Consider the following 14,316-nt stretch of genomic DNA (forward strand, 5'->3'; position numbering starts at 1 on the left):
GCACGTGTTCCGCATTGCCTTGTTTTCAGCACGATTTGGGCAGCATTCTTACTGCGCTGGGGGCGCTGCTATCCGCTATCGGGGGCCGGCGGTGCCAAAATCTCTATTCGCTTTATTCGTTCTCGCCCTGCTGCCGCTCGGTGGCTGCATGCAGACGACGCTCTCGCCATCGACGGATGCGAGCATGACGCCGCGCGACCGTCAGTTGCTGGCGCACACGCCGTACGCCCAGGCGAACGTGCCTGAGCAATATCTCCGCCACATCGTCGATTATCCGCGCAAGGAGCAGCCGGGCACGATCCTGGTCGATACCGATGCGCGCTATCTCTATTACGTACTGCCCGACGGCAAGGCGATCCGCTACGGCGTCGCGGTCGGCGAAGAGGCGATGGCCTTCTCGGGCGTCGCGCGTGTCGGTCGTCTGGCGGAATGGCCAGACTGGGTGCCGACGGCAGAGATCCAGGCGCGACTCGGGCCGTATCCGTCGCGCGTGGCCGGTGGTCCCGCCAATCCGCTGGGTGCGCGGGGCATCTATCTCTATACCGGCAACAAGGACACGCTCTACCGCATCCACGGCACCAATCAGCCGGAATATATCGGGCAGGCGATCTCGTCGGGCTGCATCCGGATGCGCAATGAGGACGTGATCGATCTGTTCGATCGGGTGAAGCTCAACGCAACCGTCGTGGTGCTACCGCCTGGACAAAGTGCGCAGATGAATGCAGGGCCGAACTGGCGCGGGTGAGACAGCTGATCTGACCTGTCACGTCAGCCGCATCACCGAAGCTTGAAGGTCGTGACTGCGTCGAGCGACGACCGGGCGGTTGCAAAGGTGAACTGCTTCACAGGCGCCAGGCGCCGGTTGCGCTATGTCTCAATGGCTCGTTGCCATTGGAGGCATCATGCAAAAATTTCTTGATCAATTGAATGAGGGCGACCGTCGCATTGTCCGCAACTGGCGCTTGGTTGCCGTTGGCTTCTACGGATCGATCTTCGCCGGACTGGTCGCGTACTCGGTGCTGCACTGGAATCCGGAGGTGAACTACGCCTCGGCCGATTCCGCGGCCCATGCGAAGCTTGTGGGCACTTCAGGCACTGATGGGCGTGCGCCGTTCGCGCCTTAATCCTCGGGCCGGGCGACGCGCCATTGCAACGTCGTGGCGGTGCCATTGGCTTCGCCCGGCGCCTTGTCGGCCACCGACGTGTAGAGCGGACGGTAGCGGAACGCCCACATCTTGCTGCCGTCATTGCGGGTGATCGGTGTGAAGTCGCCGGTCGCCTGGGCATTCGCGGGAGCAGCCAGCGGAATCCAGGCCTCTGCGCATTTGCCGTTACAGCTCGATGTCTTGCCGCTGGTGTCGCGCTCATAGAAGTAGAGCGTCATGCCCTTGAGGTCGACGAGCTTCGGGCCCTGCTTGGTCAGCACGTAGCGCGCAGGTGCGGGCACCGCCTCGACTTTCGGCGCGGCCGGGGCTTCGCCGCCGCCACCGCCATGCCCATTCGCGAACGCATGCCCGGCGGACAGCGCGATGACCGTGGCGGCAATGACGACCCTGAACATCCGAAGCTCCAAACCGGCAAAGTTAATCGCGCGTTAAGCGCAGAATTGACGCCGACCGTAACAGCCGAAGGTTAGCTCCAGGTTTCGCGAGTCTGCGACAAATACGTACAAAACTACGGGGGTATTGGCTTTTTGTCTGTCGCGTTTTCTTGGCGCGAACCGGTACCCACTTCGCTCGAAAACGCTTTACGCATCACGCAGCGGCGCACGGCTGAGCTCGTTGCCGGCGGCGATGGCCTTGCGTAGCAGCCGCATCAAATCCTCGCCTTCCTTGGCGTTGAGGCCGCGCAGCATGATCGCTTGCGCAGATTCGACCGCGGGCGTGATCTTGCGCAGCGTGCGGCGGCCCTCGTCGGTGATCTCGAGCTCGCGGGCGCGGCGGTCGCGGCTGCTGGCGCGCCGCTCAGTCAGGCCTTTCTGCACGAGGCGATCGACCACGCCGGTGATGGTGGTGCGGTCATAGGCGATCAGTCCCGCGAGCGTGACCTGGTCGAGCCCCGGATTGGCCTTGATGGTCGCAAGAGCCGCGTATTGCACCGGGGTGAGGTCGAAACCGGCTTCGCCGACCTCGGCCAGAAACACGGCGACCGCGATCTGCTGGAACCGGCGCGCCAGATGGCCGGGCATGTCGTTGTTGTCTTTCACCGAATTCTCCGTGCGGGCAGGGACGGTGGATGATTATTGACAAGTATACTGATAGTCAGCATACTGAGCAATATCCAACAAGACGTCAACGGGAGAGGTGCTCATGCAATTCCATCTCAATGGATTCCAGCCGGGCGACCCCGAGATCGCCGATCCCGCCGAGCGCATCCAGGCCTCGGGCGCTGTCGGCGCCGTGCCTGATGAAGTCGATGTCCTGATCGTCGGCTGTGGCCCGGCGGGCCTGACGCTCGCGGCCCAGCTCGCACAATTCCCTGATATCAAGACCTGCATCGTCGAGCAGAAGCCGGGCCGGCTCGCGGTCGGCCAGGCCGACGGCATCGCCTGCCGCACCCTGGAGATGTTCCACGCCTACGGTTTCAGCGAGCGCGTGCTGAAGGAGGCCTATTGGGTCAACGAGACGACGTTCTGGAAGCCGGACGGGCAGGCGCCGGAGAAGATCGTCCGCAGCGGCCGGGTGCAGGACGTCGAGGACGGGCTGTCGGAATTCCCGCACGTGATCCTCAACCAGGCACGCATCCATGACGGTTTCCTCGACGTGATGCGAAAGTCGCCGGCCAAGCTCGAGCCCCATTACGGAAGGCGTCTGCTCGACCTCCAGGTCGATCCAGCCGCTGGGCCGTCCGACCATGCCGTGACGGTGCGCCTCGAACGCGTCGATGCCGCGAACGAAGGCAAGGTCGAGATGATCAAGGCGCGCTACGTCGTCGGTTGCGACGGCGCGCGCAGCACGGTGCGCAAGTCGATCGGCCGCGAACTGCATGGCGATTCCGCCAACCATGCCTGGGGCGTGATGGACGTGCTGGCGGTGACCGATTTTCCCGACATCCGTTTCAAAGTGCTGATCCAGTCGGCCAAGGACGGCAGCCTTCTCATCATTCCGCGCGAGGGCGGCTACATGGTCCGCCTCTATGTCGAGCTGGCAAAGCTCGACATCGGCGAGCGCGTTGCCAACCGCAACATCACGGCCGAAGACGTGATTGCCAAAGCGCAGCGGATCCTGAAGCCGCATACGCTCGAGGTGAAGGAGATCGCCTGGTGGTCGGTCTACGAGATCGGCCAGCGCCTGACCGACAAGTTCGACGACGTGCCGGAAACCGAGATCGACACGCGGCTGCCGCGCATCTTCATCGCCGGCGATGCCTGTCACACCCACAGCCCGAAAGCCGGGCAGGGCATGAACGTCTCGATGCAGGACGCGTTCAACCTCGGCTGGAAGCTCGCCGCCGTGCTGCGGAAGCAGAGTACGCCGAGCCTGCTTCATTCCTATTCGGCCGAGCGGCAGGCGGTCGCGAAGGAGCTGATCGATTTCGATCGTGAATGGTCCGGGATTCTCGCCTCCGCGGCGAAAGCCGGCGGTGGCGATGCGGCGAAGACGCAGGACTATTTCGTCAGGCACGGCCGCTACACCGCGGGCACGGCGACGCACTACACGCCGTCACTCCTCACCGGCGCAGCCTCGCATCAGCATCTCGCGCGGGGCCTCGTCATCGGCAAACGCTTCCATTCGGCGCCGGTCATACGGCTTGGAGACGCCAAGCCCGTGCATCTCGGCCACGCGGCGCAGGCGGATGGTCGTTTCCGGATCTATGCGTTCTCCGGTGCCGAAGATCCGGCCGCGCCCGGCTCCGCCATTCGCGCGCTGTGCAGTTTCCTCGCGGAGGCCAGGGAATCGCCGCTCAGGCGGTACACGCCGGCCGGTGCCGACATCGATGCCGTGATCGATCTGCGCGCGGTGTTTCAGCAGGATCATCGCGCGCTCGCCATCGAGGCGATGCCGACGCTGCTGCTGCCGCGGAAAGGGCGCTACGGCTTGCTCGACTACGAAAAGATGTTTTGTCCGGACCTCAAGAGCGGACAAGACGTGTTCGATATGCGCGGCATCGATCGGACGTCCGGCTGCATGGTCGTGGTGCGGCCCGATCAATACGTTGCACAGGTGCTGCCGCTCGATGATTTTGCGGCGCTCGCGGCGTATTTCGATGGCTTCATGTTGCAGGTGAACTGACACGTTGCTGCGCCGATGAATGGCGGATGAATATTGAACCGCGGGCGCAGCGCGCCTCTCAATCTTTTGGCTGATACGGCGTCGGCGCACGGAACGCTTCATTCCGCTCGCGCGTTCCGCCTCTCAGAGGAGGACTTCGCCATGAGACTGAGAACCGCTTTAGTTGCTGCATTGCTGCTCGCGCCGACGGCCGCATTGGCCGCGCCGGGAATCGTCACCGTCTCGACCGGTCTGCGCGCCGGCCCGGGTGCGGGCTTTCCGCTTGTCGATCGCGTCCCCGAGGGCGCCCGCGTCAACATCCACGGTTGCCTGCGCGGCAATGCCTGGTGCGATGTGAGCTTCTCCGACGACCGCGGCTGGGTGTCGTCGCAATATCTCGAATATCTCTACCGCAATCACTACGTCTATCTGCCCGACTATGCCGACGAGGTTGACGTGCCCGTCGTCCCGTTCGTGCTGAGCTCGTACTGGTCGAGCTATTACGAGGGCCGCCCCTGGTATCGCCGCCACGCCTACTGGAATAACTACTGGACGTCGCATGAGCGCTTTGCGACGCGGATGACGATCGATCCGCACGCCGCTCGGATCGGACGCGCCGCGACGCGTGACGCTGCGGTTGCGCTCGGCCGCGACGCGCATGGCAAGGGCAATGTTGCGGTCTCCGGCCGTGATGCCGCGACGGCGCGGCATGATGCGACGATCGCCAAGCGCGACGCTGCAATCGGCGTCGATCGGAATCGCGCCGAACGGAGCCAGCGTTTCGTCAACGAGCGGACGGCGGTGCAGGGCCGCAATCCCCGTGACGCGCAGGCGCGGATGATGCACGAACAGGCGGCAAGCCGCGCTGCGATACGCGCGCAGCCGATGGCGCGTGCACATGAAGCGCCGCGTGTGTCGGCCGCGCCGGCGCCCCGGCCCGCGATGCCGCACGTCGCTCAGCCGAATATCAGCCATGGCGCGCCGATGAACGCCCACGCGCAGATGCCGGCACCGCGTGCGGCTGCACCTGCGCCTGCGATGCCGCATCCCGGTGGCGGCGGCGGTGCGCCGCACGTCAACGCCGCGCCGCATGGCGGCGGGCCCGGCGGTGGTCCGCAGAAGCACCAGTGACATTGGAAAGAAAAGCCCGGCCTTCGCGCCGGGCTTTTTGCTTGGGTTGTTCGGGTTCCGTGCGCGTACAATTTAAGAAAGTTCTTCGCGGGCAGATTTCATCGATCGTAATATGTGTACTCAAAGGTGTAAGCATCCACTCGGGGCAGCGGGGCACGGGAGGATGTAGATGAGACAGAGCCAGGCGGACTCGCGCCGCCAAAATGTCGCGAAGCGGTCGATGACCAAGGAGGCGAGGCAATTGGCCAGCTTGATTGCGGGCTTGCGCAAATCTCTCGATGGCATCCACAAGGAGCGGACGAGCACAAAGCTCTCCGGCGCCGAGATGGGGCTGCTCGACGAGCGCCGCAACAATCTGTTGCTCACCATAGCTGCCCTGGACGACCGTCTATCGGCTGTGCAGGGTCTGATCGATCTCGGCCGTCCACACGTGATCCGCGTTCACTGAGCGGATCGGCTCGGCATTATCGGTTCCGTCGCGGCGGCGATGGGCCGGCGCCGGCTGGCGGCTCTGCACCGCATAGGGGTTGTACAGCACTCGGCCGTCGCGGATCCAGGTCTGCGCGGTTGCGCGGCATGGCCGCGAACAAGCCCCCGGCAAGCAGAATCTCATTGATGATGCGGCGTATGGACCTTCGTCGCGCTGTTGGAACCGGTGCCGGCGCACAATGCTGCCGCGGACGGCACCAAATTGCCACGCTCCCGGCGAATTGCCGCCAAAGCCCGCTGCCACGACGGAACGGGTGCAGGGCAACCGCAAGGGGACAAGCATTGGCCTATAAAATGGTCGCAGAACGCGACAATGAGAAGTACAGTTTTGCCCGTGAAAGCCGGTTGCTCATCGTGGCGAAGGCGAAGGTTTGGGCGAGCGAAGGGTGGCGGGTCGTCATCACCGATCAGGACGGCAAGGCCTACGCGCCGCCGGAGTTCGATCAGTTGCTGGCGGCGTGATCGCAAGGCGCGGGCTGGGGGACGACATTGAGATCGCACATTCGACCGGGGCGCGAAGTCATTGCGCCTCTGGTGATTCTTGGGACCGTGGCCGCAGCTGCGATCGCGCTGACGGCGCCGTTTGCCTTCGCGCAAAATCTCGACGCCGGCAAATCGGCTGAAAAGCTGTTCGCCGACGGTTGCACGGCCTGCCACCGCAGTCCGCGGGGGCTCGCGAAAGGGCGCTACACCCTGACGCTGTCCTGGTTCCTGCAGGACCATTATTCGGCCGGTCCCGACTCGGCCAAGGCGCTCGCAGCCTATCTGGTGTCGGTCGACACGCCGCCTCCCGTTGCTCCGGCGAAGCCTGGGGCAAAGTCACCCCGATCCAAGCCGCATCCGCCGAAGCCGGCGCAGAGCCAGTAGTCGGCTGGACTAGACGCGCCGATAGGTCTGCGCGATCAGGCGGTCGTGCACGGCGCGCAGATCGGCGTTCATGCGGGTCTGTCCCGTCGTGACAAAGGACAGCCAGGCGCCGTCTGCGGCCAGGCGCACGATCTGCAGCTCAGGCGTCGCATCGGTGGCGCGGTGGCGTTTGAGGCGCGCCTTCATCCAGTCGTTCCAGAGCTTGCGCAGTGAGGGGTCGGTGACGACCACCATGCTCAATGCCGCCCAGGGCGTGGCGAAGCCGAACGCCTTGCCGGTGAACACCGCATTGACATAGGCGCGCGTAAAACTGCCGCGCGGCTTTGGATCCGCCTCGATGGCGGCGTCGATCTCGGTATCGACGCGGGCGAGCAGATCGGCGAACAGGCCCTCGATCAGCGCCTGCTTGCTTCCGAAGTGATGGAACAGCCCGCCTTTGGTGACGCCGGCCGCCGCTGCCACCGCCTGCACCGTGACGCCGGAGACGCCGTGGTCCATGGCGATCGCTGCGGCGTGGTCCAGCAGGGCGCGCCGCACCTGCTCGGGCTGCTTGGCGCGGGTATAGGCGCTCGCCGGCATCAATGCGCTGTCGTCTGCGAGAACAGGTTGATCACCACGACCCCCGAGACGATCAGTCCGATGCCGACGAAGGCTGCGGCGTCCAGCATCTGGCGGAACAGCACGAAGGAGACGGTGGCAGTCAGGATGATGCCGATCCCGCCCCAGATCGCGTAGGCGATGCTCAGGGGGATGACACGGATCGCGACCGACAGCGCGTAGAACGAGGCCACGTAGAACAGCACCATCGCCAGCGTCGGCCAGGGCCGCGTGAACTGCGCGGACTGCTGCAGGAAGGCGGACGCCGTCACCTCGAACACGATGGCGAGGGCAAGCGCGGCATAGGAGGTGAAAGCGGACGTCATGACGATCTCGGGCCTGGCGCGCGAAAGATACCGCGCGGTAGGTATGTTTAGCACGCGTAATCTGGCTTTTGTCGGGAGCGGATATCACGTGTGAGTGACGAGCCTGCGACAGGGAGCGATGAGCCCGGGGCTACGACGGGAAGCCGCCGCGCGGCAAATCGCGCAGCGGCTTCAAGCCGTCGTGAGCCGTTCGATGCGGTGCTAGTTGATCCGCACGGTGAGTTCGACGTCCCCGGCGAAGGGCGTGGACATGTAGCCGTTGCCCGGATGGCGGACGCGGGCGAGATAGTCCGGGCTGAAATCGGCGTTGTCGGCGACGATGATCGCGCCGGGCTTCAGACGGTCTTCGACCAGATCGAGGATCTCCGGATAGAGCGCCTTGGCGCCATCGAGCAGCACGAGATCAATCTGATCGGGCAAATCCTTGCCGAGCGTCTTCAGTGCATCGCCTTCGCGGATTTCGACGAGATCGATCAGCCCGCCGTCTTTCAGGTTTTCCCGCGCCCGCGCCGCCTTGGACGGCTCGAATTCGCTGGTAATGAGCCTTCCCCCGCCATTGTCGCGCAACCCTGCGGCCAGATGCAGGGTCGAGATGCCGAACGAGGTGCCGAACTCGACGATCATCTTCGCGCGCGAGCTGCGCGCCAGCATGTAGAGCAGGCTGCCCGTCTCGCGCGAGACGGCGAGCGGCGCGTCCCTCAGGCGTGCGTAGAGGTCGCGGTAATCGGTCTTGCTCTGCATCATCCGCGCGCGGTCGGCGTCGGTCACGTCGGCGAAGGCGGCTCGTGTCGCGCCGCGTGCGGCTTCGTCCTGGTCGAACAGGCGATCCAGCAGCGGCGCGAGCGAGGTGATGGTCGAGGTGGTCATTCGGTGTCTCCAGAGTTCGCGGCAAGGCGTGGGCTTGCGTGCGGATTGAAATACGACTAATTCGTCACATTTCCTATTCGCATTCCCCCGGGTGGACCGTGGCCGATCGTCGAAGTCGTTCAGTTTCCTCACGAAAACAGCCGCAGCAGACCCGCTCCAACGAGCTGGTCGCGGCCATCCTCGATGCCGCCGTTCAGGTTCTGGCGAAGGAAGGGGCGCAGCGTTTCACCACCGCGCGGGTGGCTGATCGGGCCGGGGTGAGCGTCGGATCGCTTTACCAATATTTTCCGAACAAGGCGGCGATCCTGTTCCGCCTGCAGAGCGACGAGTGGCGAAGCACGAGCGAACTCCTGCGCGGCATTTTGGCGGACCAGACGAAGCCGCCCTTCGTGCGTCTGCGCGCGCTGGTGCACGCCTTCATACGTTCCGAATGCGAGGAGGCGGCGATCCGCGGCGCGCTGAGCGATGCCGCGCCGCTCTATCGCGATGCGCCCGAGGCCGAGGCGGCGCGCGCGGCCGGCGAGGGCATCGTCGCAGCCTTCATGCGCGAGGCGCTGCCACAGGCCTCGGAGGCGACGCGCGAGCTAGCCGGGGAGCTGATCAAGACGACGCTGGCGGAAGTCGGCAAGCGGTTCTCGGAAACGCCGCGCAGCGAGGCCGAGATCGCGCGCCACGCCGACGGTCTTGCCGACATGTTCTGCGCCTACCTCGATCAGCTTGCGGGCCGCGAAAGTCATTCCTGACATCTGCGTTTGCGGCCCAATATCGTTTCGGATTTCGTGGGATCATGGGTTAGCTTTCCATCGCCCGTCGTCCAGCCCGAGTGCCGCGCCATGCATGTCCTTCGGCCCCAGTTCCGCATCGAGGAGCAGCGCGCACTGGAATTTGCGTCAAGGCGCGGCTTCGGCGTGATCGTGGCGGCGGATGCGAACGGCCCGCGCGCCTCGCATGTGCCGTTCGTGCTGGTCGAGCGCGATGGGCGCGCGATCGTGCAGATCCATTTCACGGCAAAAAACCCGCTGGTCGAGCTGGCCGACGGCGTCAGGCGCTTCCTGCTGATCGTTGCCGGCGACGATGCCTACATCTCCAACGATTGGTACGCCTCGCCCGACAATGTCTCGACCTGGCTTTACGAGGCGGTGCATCTGTCGGGTGTGATGCATCTGCGCGGACACGATGAAATCCGTGGTCATGGCGATGCGCTGCTGGCGGTTGCCGAGGCGCGGCTGCCGAAACAGCCCTGGGACCTCCAGCAGATGGATCCGGGCAAGCGTGAGAGCATGCTGGCTGCGATCCGCGTCGTCGATCTCGTGGTCGATCAAATCGAAGGGCAGGCCAAGCTCAACCAGCATAAAAGCGACGCGGACCATGTCGCGGTCGCCGATCAATTGGGGCGGTCGGAGGAGACCGGGCACCGGAGGCTGGCGCGGAAGATGCAAGCGCTACGGCCGGGGCTCGGGTACGAATTTTCGTGATCCGGGCGACGCTTGCCACATCGCACTTTTGACCCTACGGACCTCTGCATGCTCGTCATCTCGATTCAAAGCCAGGTGGTCCACGGCCATGTCGGCAACAGCGCGGCGGTCCACGCGATGCAGGCGGAGGGCGTCAACGTCGCTGCGGTGCCGACGACGCTGCTGTCGAACCATCCGCGCTATCCGACCGTGCGAGGGCGGGTGCTCGACGCCGAGCTGGTCGCCGATCTGCTGCTAGGTGTCGAGGAGCGGGACCTCGTCGATGAGGCGGCCGTGCTCGTCACCGGCTATCTCGGCTCGCCCGACAACGCTGTCGTCATCGCCGATTTCGTCGAGCGAGCGCTGTCGCGCAATTCGAAGCTCGTCTATCTCTGCGATCCCGTGATCGGCGACGACGGCCGTGTCTATGTCGCCGATGGCATTTTGGACGTGGTGCGGCATCGCTTGTTGCCGGCCGCACATTTGATCACGCCGAACCAGTTCGAGCTCGAGCTGCTCTCTGGCGTCAAGATTGCAGACACGGATAGCCTGCGTGCGGCAGCGGCCGCCCTGGCGGGACAACGCCGGATCGACGTCGTTGCCACCGGCTGCACGCTCGCCGACACGCCCAAGGGGCAGGTCGAGACAATCCTGTGTGCTGACGGACAATTGTCGCGCTTTGCGACGCCGCGCCTGCCGATCCGCCCCTATGGCACCGGCGATCTCCTCACCGGCCTGATCGCGGCGCACCTGGCCAAGGGGACGGCAATCGAGGCGGCAGTGCGGCTTGCGGTCGAGACCATCTTCGCTGTGCTCGTTCGCACCGAGCAGGCAGGATCGGCCGAGATGCGTGTCGTGCCGTTGCCGGCCTCAGGGAACTGAGCGACGGCTCAGGTCGTTCGCTTCGCGGCGGACTGTGCCGATTTCTGCGACCTTGACGAGCTCTTCTGCTCCCGCGCGGCCTGGGCCTTCGGCGGCCTCGCGCTGGCTACCGCGCGCGCTTTCTTCGATCTGGTGTTGGCGGCTTCCTTGCGGTCGGTCGAACCGCCGCGCTTCGAGATATATTCCTGACCGTCGATCGGGCCGACATGCGGCGGATCGCGACCGAGATAGGGCCGGCCGATGCCGAGCGCCTTGCCGTTGGCATCCACCCACTTCCACAACACTTCGGTCGAGACCCAGCGCTGCGCGCGGTTGTTGCCGGCGGTCGAGACGATGTCGGCCGCCATGCCGTGGCCGTAGCCGCCGCGAAGACTGCCGCCGTGATAGGAGCGGTTGGAGGCTGCCTTCAGGCCGCTTGCAATCTCCTGGCGATAATCGTCACGGAACGCGCTGGTGATCCCCGGCGAGAGGCCGGCGGCTTCGGCCGCGAGCAGCATGCGAAACAGCTTCTGCTTGAAGCTCTTGTCCATACCGCCGATGACGTAATCCATCAGTGCCATCTTGGCGCGGTCGGCCGCCTTTGGATCCTTCCAGGCAAAATCCTCGTCGACGAGCTTCGTGAAACTGCGCATCACCGTGACCATCTTGCCCCTGCGTTTGATGGTGACGGCGCGGCGGTCCTCGACCTTGATCGAGTCTTCCTTTGGCGTGCGCTGATAAAGCGCCCAGAGATAGCGGTCGATGCAGGCATCCATGGCGAAGCATTCATCGAGCACGGCCACCGTATCGGCGGGCGGCGACGACTTGCTTTCGGTCACGGGCCCGCTCGCGATCGCCGCGGGCGACAGCGTTTCCTGCGGCACAACGTCACCGGGATCGGCGGATGCAAGCTTGATGGTGGGCGCGGGCGCGGGCTCAACTTCAGCCTTGTCCGCAGCCTTGGCCTCTTCAGCCTTGGCCTCAACTTCAGCCTTTGTATCAACTTCAACCCTGGCTTCGCTGGCGACGGGAGCGGCTTCGCTGATGACAGCGGCAGCCTCGCTGGCGGCGGCCGCGGGCTCAGGTGCGACTTGAGGCGCGGGCGAAGCCGCAGGCACGATGTCGGTCGGATCGGCCGAGGCGAGCTGGACGGCGGGGGCGGGTGTCTCGGGCGGTGGTGCTTCGACCAGTGCCACGCTGGGTGTAGCAGCCGCGGCGGCGGCGATGTCGGCGGTCAGGGCGATGCCATCGTCGATCGTCGCCGCGCGCGGGATGTCGGCAAGTTCGAGACGGGTGAGATCTTTGGCGCGGGAGACGGCGGCTGCGTTGGCGCCGCTGTTCTCGATCAAAGCAGGGGCATAGGCGGAGAGGGACAGCGCCAGCCAGCCGACCATCACGGCCGAGGGGCACGAGACCGCCACAAGAAGAGACCGCCGATCATTCATGATCCCTGCCTCCAAGGTTCGTGAGCGAACCAGATTGCACAGCCAAGCACGCGGCGCGTCAATTGTTCGGGGGGCGATGTGGCGGTGCAATGGCGCAAAACCCCTGGAAAGGGCTTTTCGCGCGAGTGTTGCCCGATTGCAACTTTGGTTCCCGTGCGGTTCCAGCAGCTTTGCAGTGGGAGAAGCACGCAAAATCGGCTCCGAATGCCGATCAAATTGAATTATCCGGATTTACTCAATCTTGGATTGTGATGCTGCATTGCTCGCGTGCCGGCAACGTCCGGCAGATCTGGGAAGGATATGCTTGTGAAATTGAAATGCTTGTTGGCTGAATTCGTGGCCGATGAATCCGGTGCCACAGCGATCGAATACGGCCTGATTGCAGCGGGCATTGCGCTCGCGATCATTGAAGTCATTTATGCGCTCGGCACCAATCTCGTCGCAAAATTGCAAGCATTGGCGACTGCCTTGAAATAGGGCGTTGTCGCCTCCCTTTTGCGGGCTAAGCGAAGCAATCCAGCATTACTTCCGTATAGGCCCTCGCAGCGAGGCGATTCGCCCAAGGCGTCCGGCGCGTTAAACATATCGCCATGCGCGACGCGCGATATTGCGTTGCAGCAATGCATGTCGCAATGCAGCAAATCAGCCTTACATGTGCTCCGAACTTCTCTTTGGAGCATCACCATGAACAAGAAGACTTTGTCGATCGCAGCCGCTGTCCTCGCTCTTGCGGGCACGACTGCCACCTTCGCCGCCGAGCTGCCGGCCTATGAGGCCAACGGCATTCCGGCCTCGCCCGTGCAGGTTCGCGTGCTCGGCGCTGCCCATGTCGAGCAGCAGGTGACGGCGCCCGCCACCAGCGTGACGGCGCTTCAGGCCGCCGTGCTGACGCCGCGCAAGCTGAAGACTGCGACCGTGGGCTCCGCCCGGTAAGACCGACATTGCACCCGGCCGAGAGGCTGGTGACAGAACCTTCACGACGTCATGGCCGGGCTAGTCCCGGCCATTTTTTGTTCGCGGCCGTAATGCCTGTCGTCGCGATGAAGTGATTGCTCACTTTAGACGCGTTCCATCTCTGGCCGCGCGTTGATGCGCTGACTGAGAATCTTTCGGCAGAAAAATTCCTCGCAACGCGCGACTTGTCTACCGGCGTTCAAAACGAGTGTGATCTCCTTAATACTTGTTTTGCAGATCGCGGCGCTTGATGCGGACGCCGCATATTGGCGGCCAAGAATCGTTTTTCATAATGGAGTCCGTCATGCCTGTTGCGCAGAAAGCCGTTGTTGTCGCCAATTCGCCGCGCGAATTCATCGTCCGGCACGTCGCAATGTTCGCAGCCGCCGCGCTGTTCGTGTTCGTGCTGAGCCTGACTTATGGCCTCGATCTCAGCCCCGGCTTCTTCTGAGCGATCACACTCTCCGTACTGCGCGCAAGCTCGATGGCGAACGGCCATAGAGCTCGGCGAAGGCGGCGTTGAAGCGCCGCAGGCTGCCGAAGCCGGACTGGAACGCGATGTCCGTCATGGTGTGCTCGCCGGCATCGAGCAGGCGCTTGGCGCGCTGGACGCGAAGCGTCTTGGCAAGCTGCTGTGGCGTCGCGCCGACGTGGCGCTCGAACAGCCGCGCCAGATGACGCGATGAGATGCCGAGCCGCGTCGCAAGCGTCACCACCGAGGCCGCGTCGAGCGCACCTTCATTGATGAGCTTCATGGCGCGCGCGACCGTCGAACGCGTGCCGTTCCAGGCCGGACAGAACGGCGCGGTCTCGGGACGGCAACGCAGGCAGGGCCGAAAGCCGGCAGCCTCCGCCGCCGCTGCGGTCGGGTAGTAGGTCACGTTGCGTGTCAGCGGGTGCTTGGCGGGGCAGACCGGCCGGCAATAGATCCCCGTTGTCTTCACCGCCGTGAAGAACCGGCCGTCATAGCGGGGATCGCGGCGCAGCCGCGCGGCGTTGCAGGTCTCGAAGCTCAGCATCGGTGGATGATAGCGCATGCCGGCGCTGACGAAAGTGCCGCGGGATGACCGAGTCCGATTGTGGCGAGCCGCGGACCTTCTCGCGGCCTACAAGG

At 64.5% G+C, this 14,316-nt stretch carries 21 protein-coding genes; 14 read left to right on the plus strand and 7 right to left on the minus strand.

Annotated features, from left to right (window positions below; all coding sequences use genetic code 11):
* Positions 1-148 precede the first annotated feature (148 nt).
* Positions 149-745, plus strand: a complete 597-nt coding sequence (locus NLM32_RS22815; protein WP_254135397.1) for a L,D-transpeptidase — start codon at positions 149-151, stop codon at positions 743-745.
* 157 nt (positions 746-902) lie between these two features.
* Positions 903-1,124 (plus strand): hypothetical protein, encoded by a 222-nt coding sequence (locus tag NLM32_RS22820; RefSeq protein ID WP_254131125.1) that lies wholly within the window; start codon positions 903-905, stop codon positions 1,122-1,124.
* On the opposite strand, the gene NLM32_RS22825 is transcribed toward NLM32_RS22820, so the two are convergent.
* Entirely contained in the window at positions 1,121-1,561 is a 441-nt protein-coding gene (locus NLM32_RS22825) for a hypothetical protein (RefSeq protein ID WP_254131126.1), read from the minus strand. The genes NLM32_RS22820 and NLM32_RS22825 overlap by 4 nt on opposite strands.
* A 186-nt stretch (positions 1,562-1,747) precedes the next feature.
* Positions 1,748-2,206, minus strand: a complete 459-nt coding sequence (locus NLM32_RS22830) for a MarR family transcriptional regulator (protein WP_254131127.1) — start codon at positions 2,204-2,206, stop codon at positions 1,748-1,750.
* 103 nt (positions 2,207-2,309) lie between these two features.
* Here NLM32_RS22830 and NLM32_RS22835 point away from each other — a divergent pair, with 103 nt between their 5' ends.
* From NLM32_RS22835 to NLM32_RS22855, 5 genes are all read left to right on the plus strand, one after another.
* Entirely contained in the window at positions 2,310-4,232 is a 1,923-nt protein-coding gene (locus tag NLM32_RS22835; RefSeq protein WP_254131128.1) for an FAD-binding monooxygenase, read from the plus strand.
* Positions 4,233-4,373: 141 nt separating this feature from the next.
* Positions 4,374-5,342: an SH3 domain-containing protein gene (locus NLM32_RS22840; protein WP_254131129.1), complete on the plus strand. Its 969-nt coding sequence runs from the start codon at positions 4,374-4,376 to the stop codon at positions 5,340-5,342.
* Between the two features lie 169 nt (positions 5,343-5,511).
* The gene (locus tag NLM32_RS22845; protein WP_254131130.1) at positions 5,512-5,790 is read left to right on the plus strand and encodes a hypothetical protein; all 279 of its coding nucleotides are present in this window, start codon (positions 5,512-5,514) and stop codon (positions 5,788-5,790) included.
* Positions 5,791-6,125: 335 nt separating this feature from the next.
* Complete coding sequence (locus NLM32_RS22850) at positions 6,126-6,293, plus strand: hypothetical protein (protein ID WP_245305985.1); 168 nt, start codon at positions 6,126-6,128, stop codon at positions 6,291-6,293.
* Between the two features lie 87 nt (positions 6,294-6,380).
* Positions 6,381-6,698, plus strand: coding sequence for a hypothetical protein (locus NLM32_RS22855; RefSeq protein ID WP_254131131.1), 318 nt, complete (start codon positions 6,381-6,383; stop codon positions 6,696-6,698).
* A gap of 9 nt (positions 6,699-6,707) precedes the next feature.
* Here NLM32_RS22855 and NLM32_RS22860 read toward each other — a convergent pair whose 3' ends face one another.
* The 3 genes from NLM32_RS22860 to NLM32_RS22870 form a co-directional block, all read right to left on the minus strand.
* A complete protein-coding gene (locus NLM32_RS22860) occupies positions 6,708-7,277 on the minus strand; it encodes a TetR/AcrR family transcriptional regulator (protein WP_254131132.1) in 570 nt (189 codons plus the stop codon).
* The gene (locus NLM32_RS22865; RefSeq protein ID WP_254131133.1) at positions 7,277-7,621 is read right to left on the minus strand and encodes a multidrug efflux SMR transporter; all 345 of its coding nucleotides are present in this window, start codon (positions 7,619-7,621) and stop codon (positions 7,277-7,279) included. Before NLM32_RS22865 ends, NLM32_RS22860 begins: the two co-directional genes overlap by 1 nt.
* A 201-nt stretch (positions 7,622-7,822) precedes the next feature.
* Positions 7,823-8,488, minus strand: coding sequence for an O-methyltransferase (locus NLM32_RS22870; protein ID WP_254131134.1), 666 nt, complete (start codon positions 8,486-8,488; stop codon positions 7,823-7,825).
* Positions 8,489-8,586: 98 nt separating this feature from the next.
* Here NLM32_RS22870 and NLM32_RS22875 point away from each other — a divergent pair, with 98 nt between their 5' ends.
* The 3 genes from NLM32_RS22875 to pdxY all read left to right on the plus strand — a co-directional run bounded on the left by NLM32_RS22875 (position 8,587) and on the right by pdxY (position 10,824).
* On the plus strand, positions 8,587-9,231 hold the full coding sequence (locus NLM32_RS22875; protein ID WP_254131135.1) for a TetR family transcriptional regulator: 645 nt from the start codon (positions 8,587-8,589) through the stop codon (positions 9,229-9,231).
* Between the two features lie 90 nt (positions 9,232-9,321).
* The gene (locus NLM32_RS22880) at positions 9,322-9,963 is read left to right on the plus strand and encodes an FMN-binding negative transcriptional regulator (protein WP_254131136.1); all 642 of its coding nucleotides are present in this window, start codon (positions 9,322-9,324) and stop codon (positions 9,961-9,963) included.
* 48 nt (positions 9,964-10,011) lie between these two features.
* Positions 10,012-10,824, plus strand: coding sequence for a pyridoxal kinase (gene pdxY / locus NLM32_RS22885; RefSeq protein ID WP_254131137.1), 813 nt, complete (start codon positions 10,012-10,014; stop codon positions 10,822-10,824).
* A gap of 8 nt (positions 10,825-10,832) precedes the next feature.
* Here the strand turns inward: pdxY and NLM32_RS22890 are convergent, their stop codons facing one another.
* Entirely contained in the window at positions 10,833-12,248 is a 1,416-nt protein-coding gene (locus NLM32_RS22890) for a hypothetical protein (RefSeq protein ID WP_254131138.1), read from the minus strand.
* A gap of 89 nt (positions 12,249-12,337) precedes the next feature.
* Here NLM32_RS22890 and NLM32_RS22895 point away from each other — a divergent pair, with 89 nt between their 5' ends.
* The 4 genes from NLM32_RS22895 (at position 12,338) to NLM32_RS22910 (ending at position 13,653) form a co-directional block, all read left to right on the plus strand.
* The gene (locus NLM32_RS22895; protein ID WP_254135574.1) at positions 12,338-12,580 is read left to right on the plus strand and encodes a hypothetical protein; all 243 of its coding nucleotides are present in this window, start codon (positions 12,338-12,340) and stop codon (positions 12,578-12,580) included.
* The gene (locus NLM32_RS22900; RefSeq protein ID WP_254135398.1) at positions 12,561-12,725 is read left to right on the plus strand and encodes a Flp family type IVb pilin; all 165 of its coding nucleotides are present in this window, start codon (positions 12,561-12,563) and stop codon (positions 12,723-12,725) included. Before NLM32_RS22895 ends, NLM32_RS22900 begins: the two co-directional genes overlap by 20 nt.
* Positions 12,726-12,932: 207 nt before the next feature.
* A complete protein-coding gene (locus tag NLM32_RS22905; protein WP_254131139.1) occupies positions 12,933-13,181 on the plus strand; it encodes a hypothetical protein in 249 nt (82 codons plus the stop codon).
* A 325-nt stretch (positions 13,182-13,506) separates the two neighbouring features.
* Positions 13,507-13,653, plus strand: a complete 147-nt coding sequence (locus NLM32_RS22910; RefSeq protein WP_187437598.1) for a hypothetical protein — start codon at positions 13,507-13,509, stop codon at positions 13,651-13,653.
* 4 nt (positions 13,654-13,657) lie between these two features.
* On the opposite strand, the gene NLM32_RS22915 is transcribed toward NLM32_RS22910, so the two are convergent.
* Positions 13,658-14,239 carry a bifunctional transcriptional activator/DNA repair enzyme AdaA gene (locus NLM32_RS22915; RefSeq protein WP_254131140.1) on the minus strand — a complete coding sequence of 194 codons (582 nt, stop codon included), beginning with the start codon at positions 14,237-14,239 and terminating at the stop codon, positions 13,658-13,660.
* Positions 14,240-14,316: the final 77 nt, after the last annotated feature.

This window comes from Bradyrhizobium sp. CCGUVB14, assembly GCF_024199935.1.
Classification (GTDB): Bacteria; Pseudomonadota; Alphaproteobacteria; order Rhizobiales; family Xanthobacteraceae; genus Bradyrhizobium.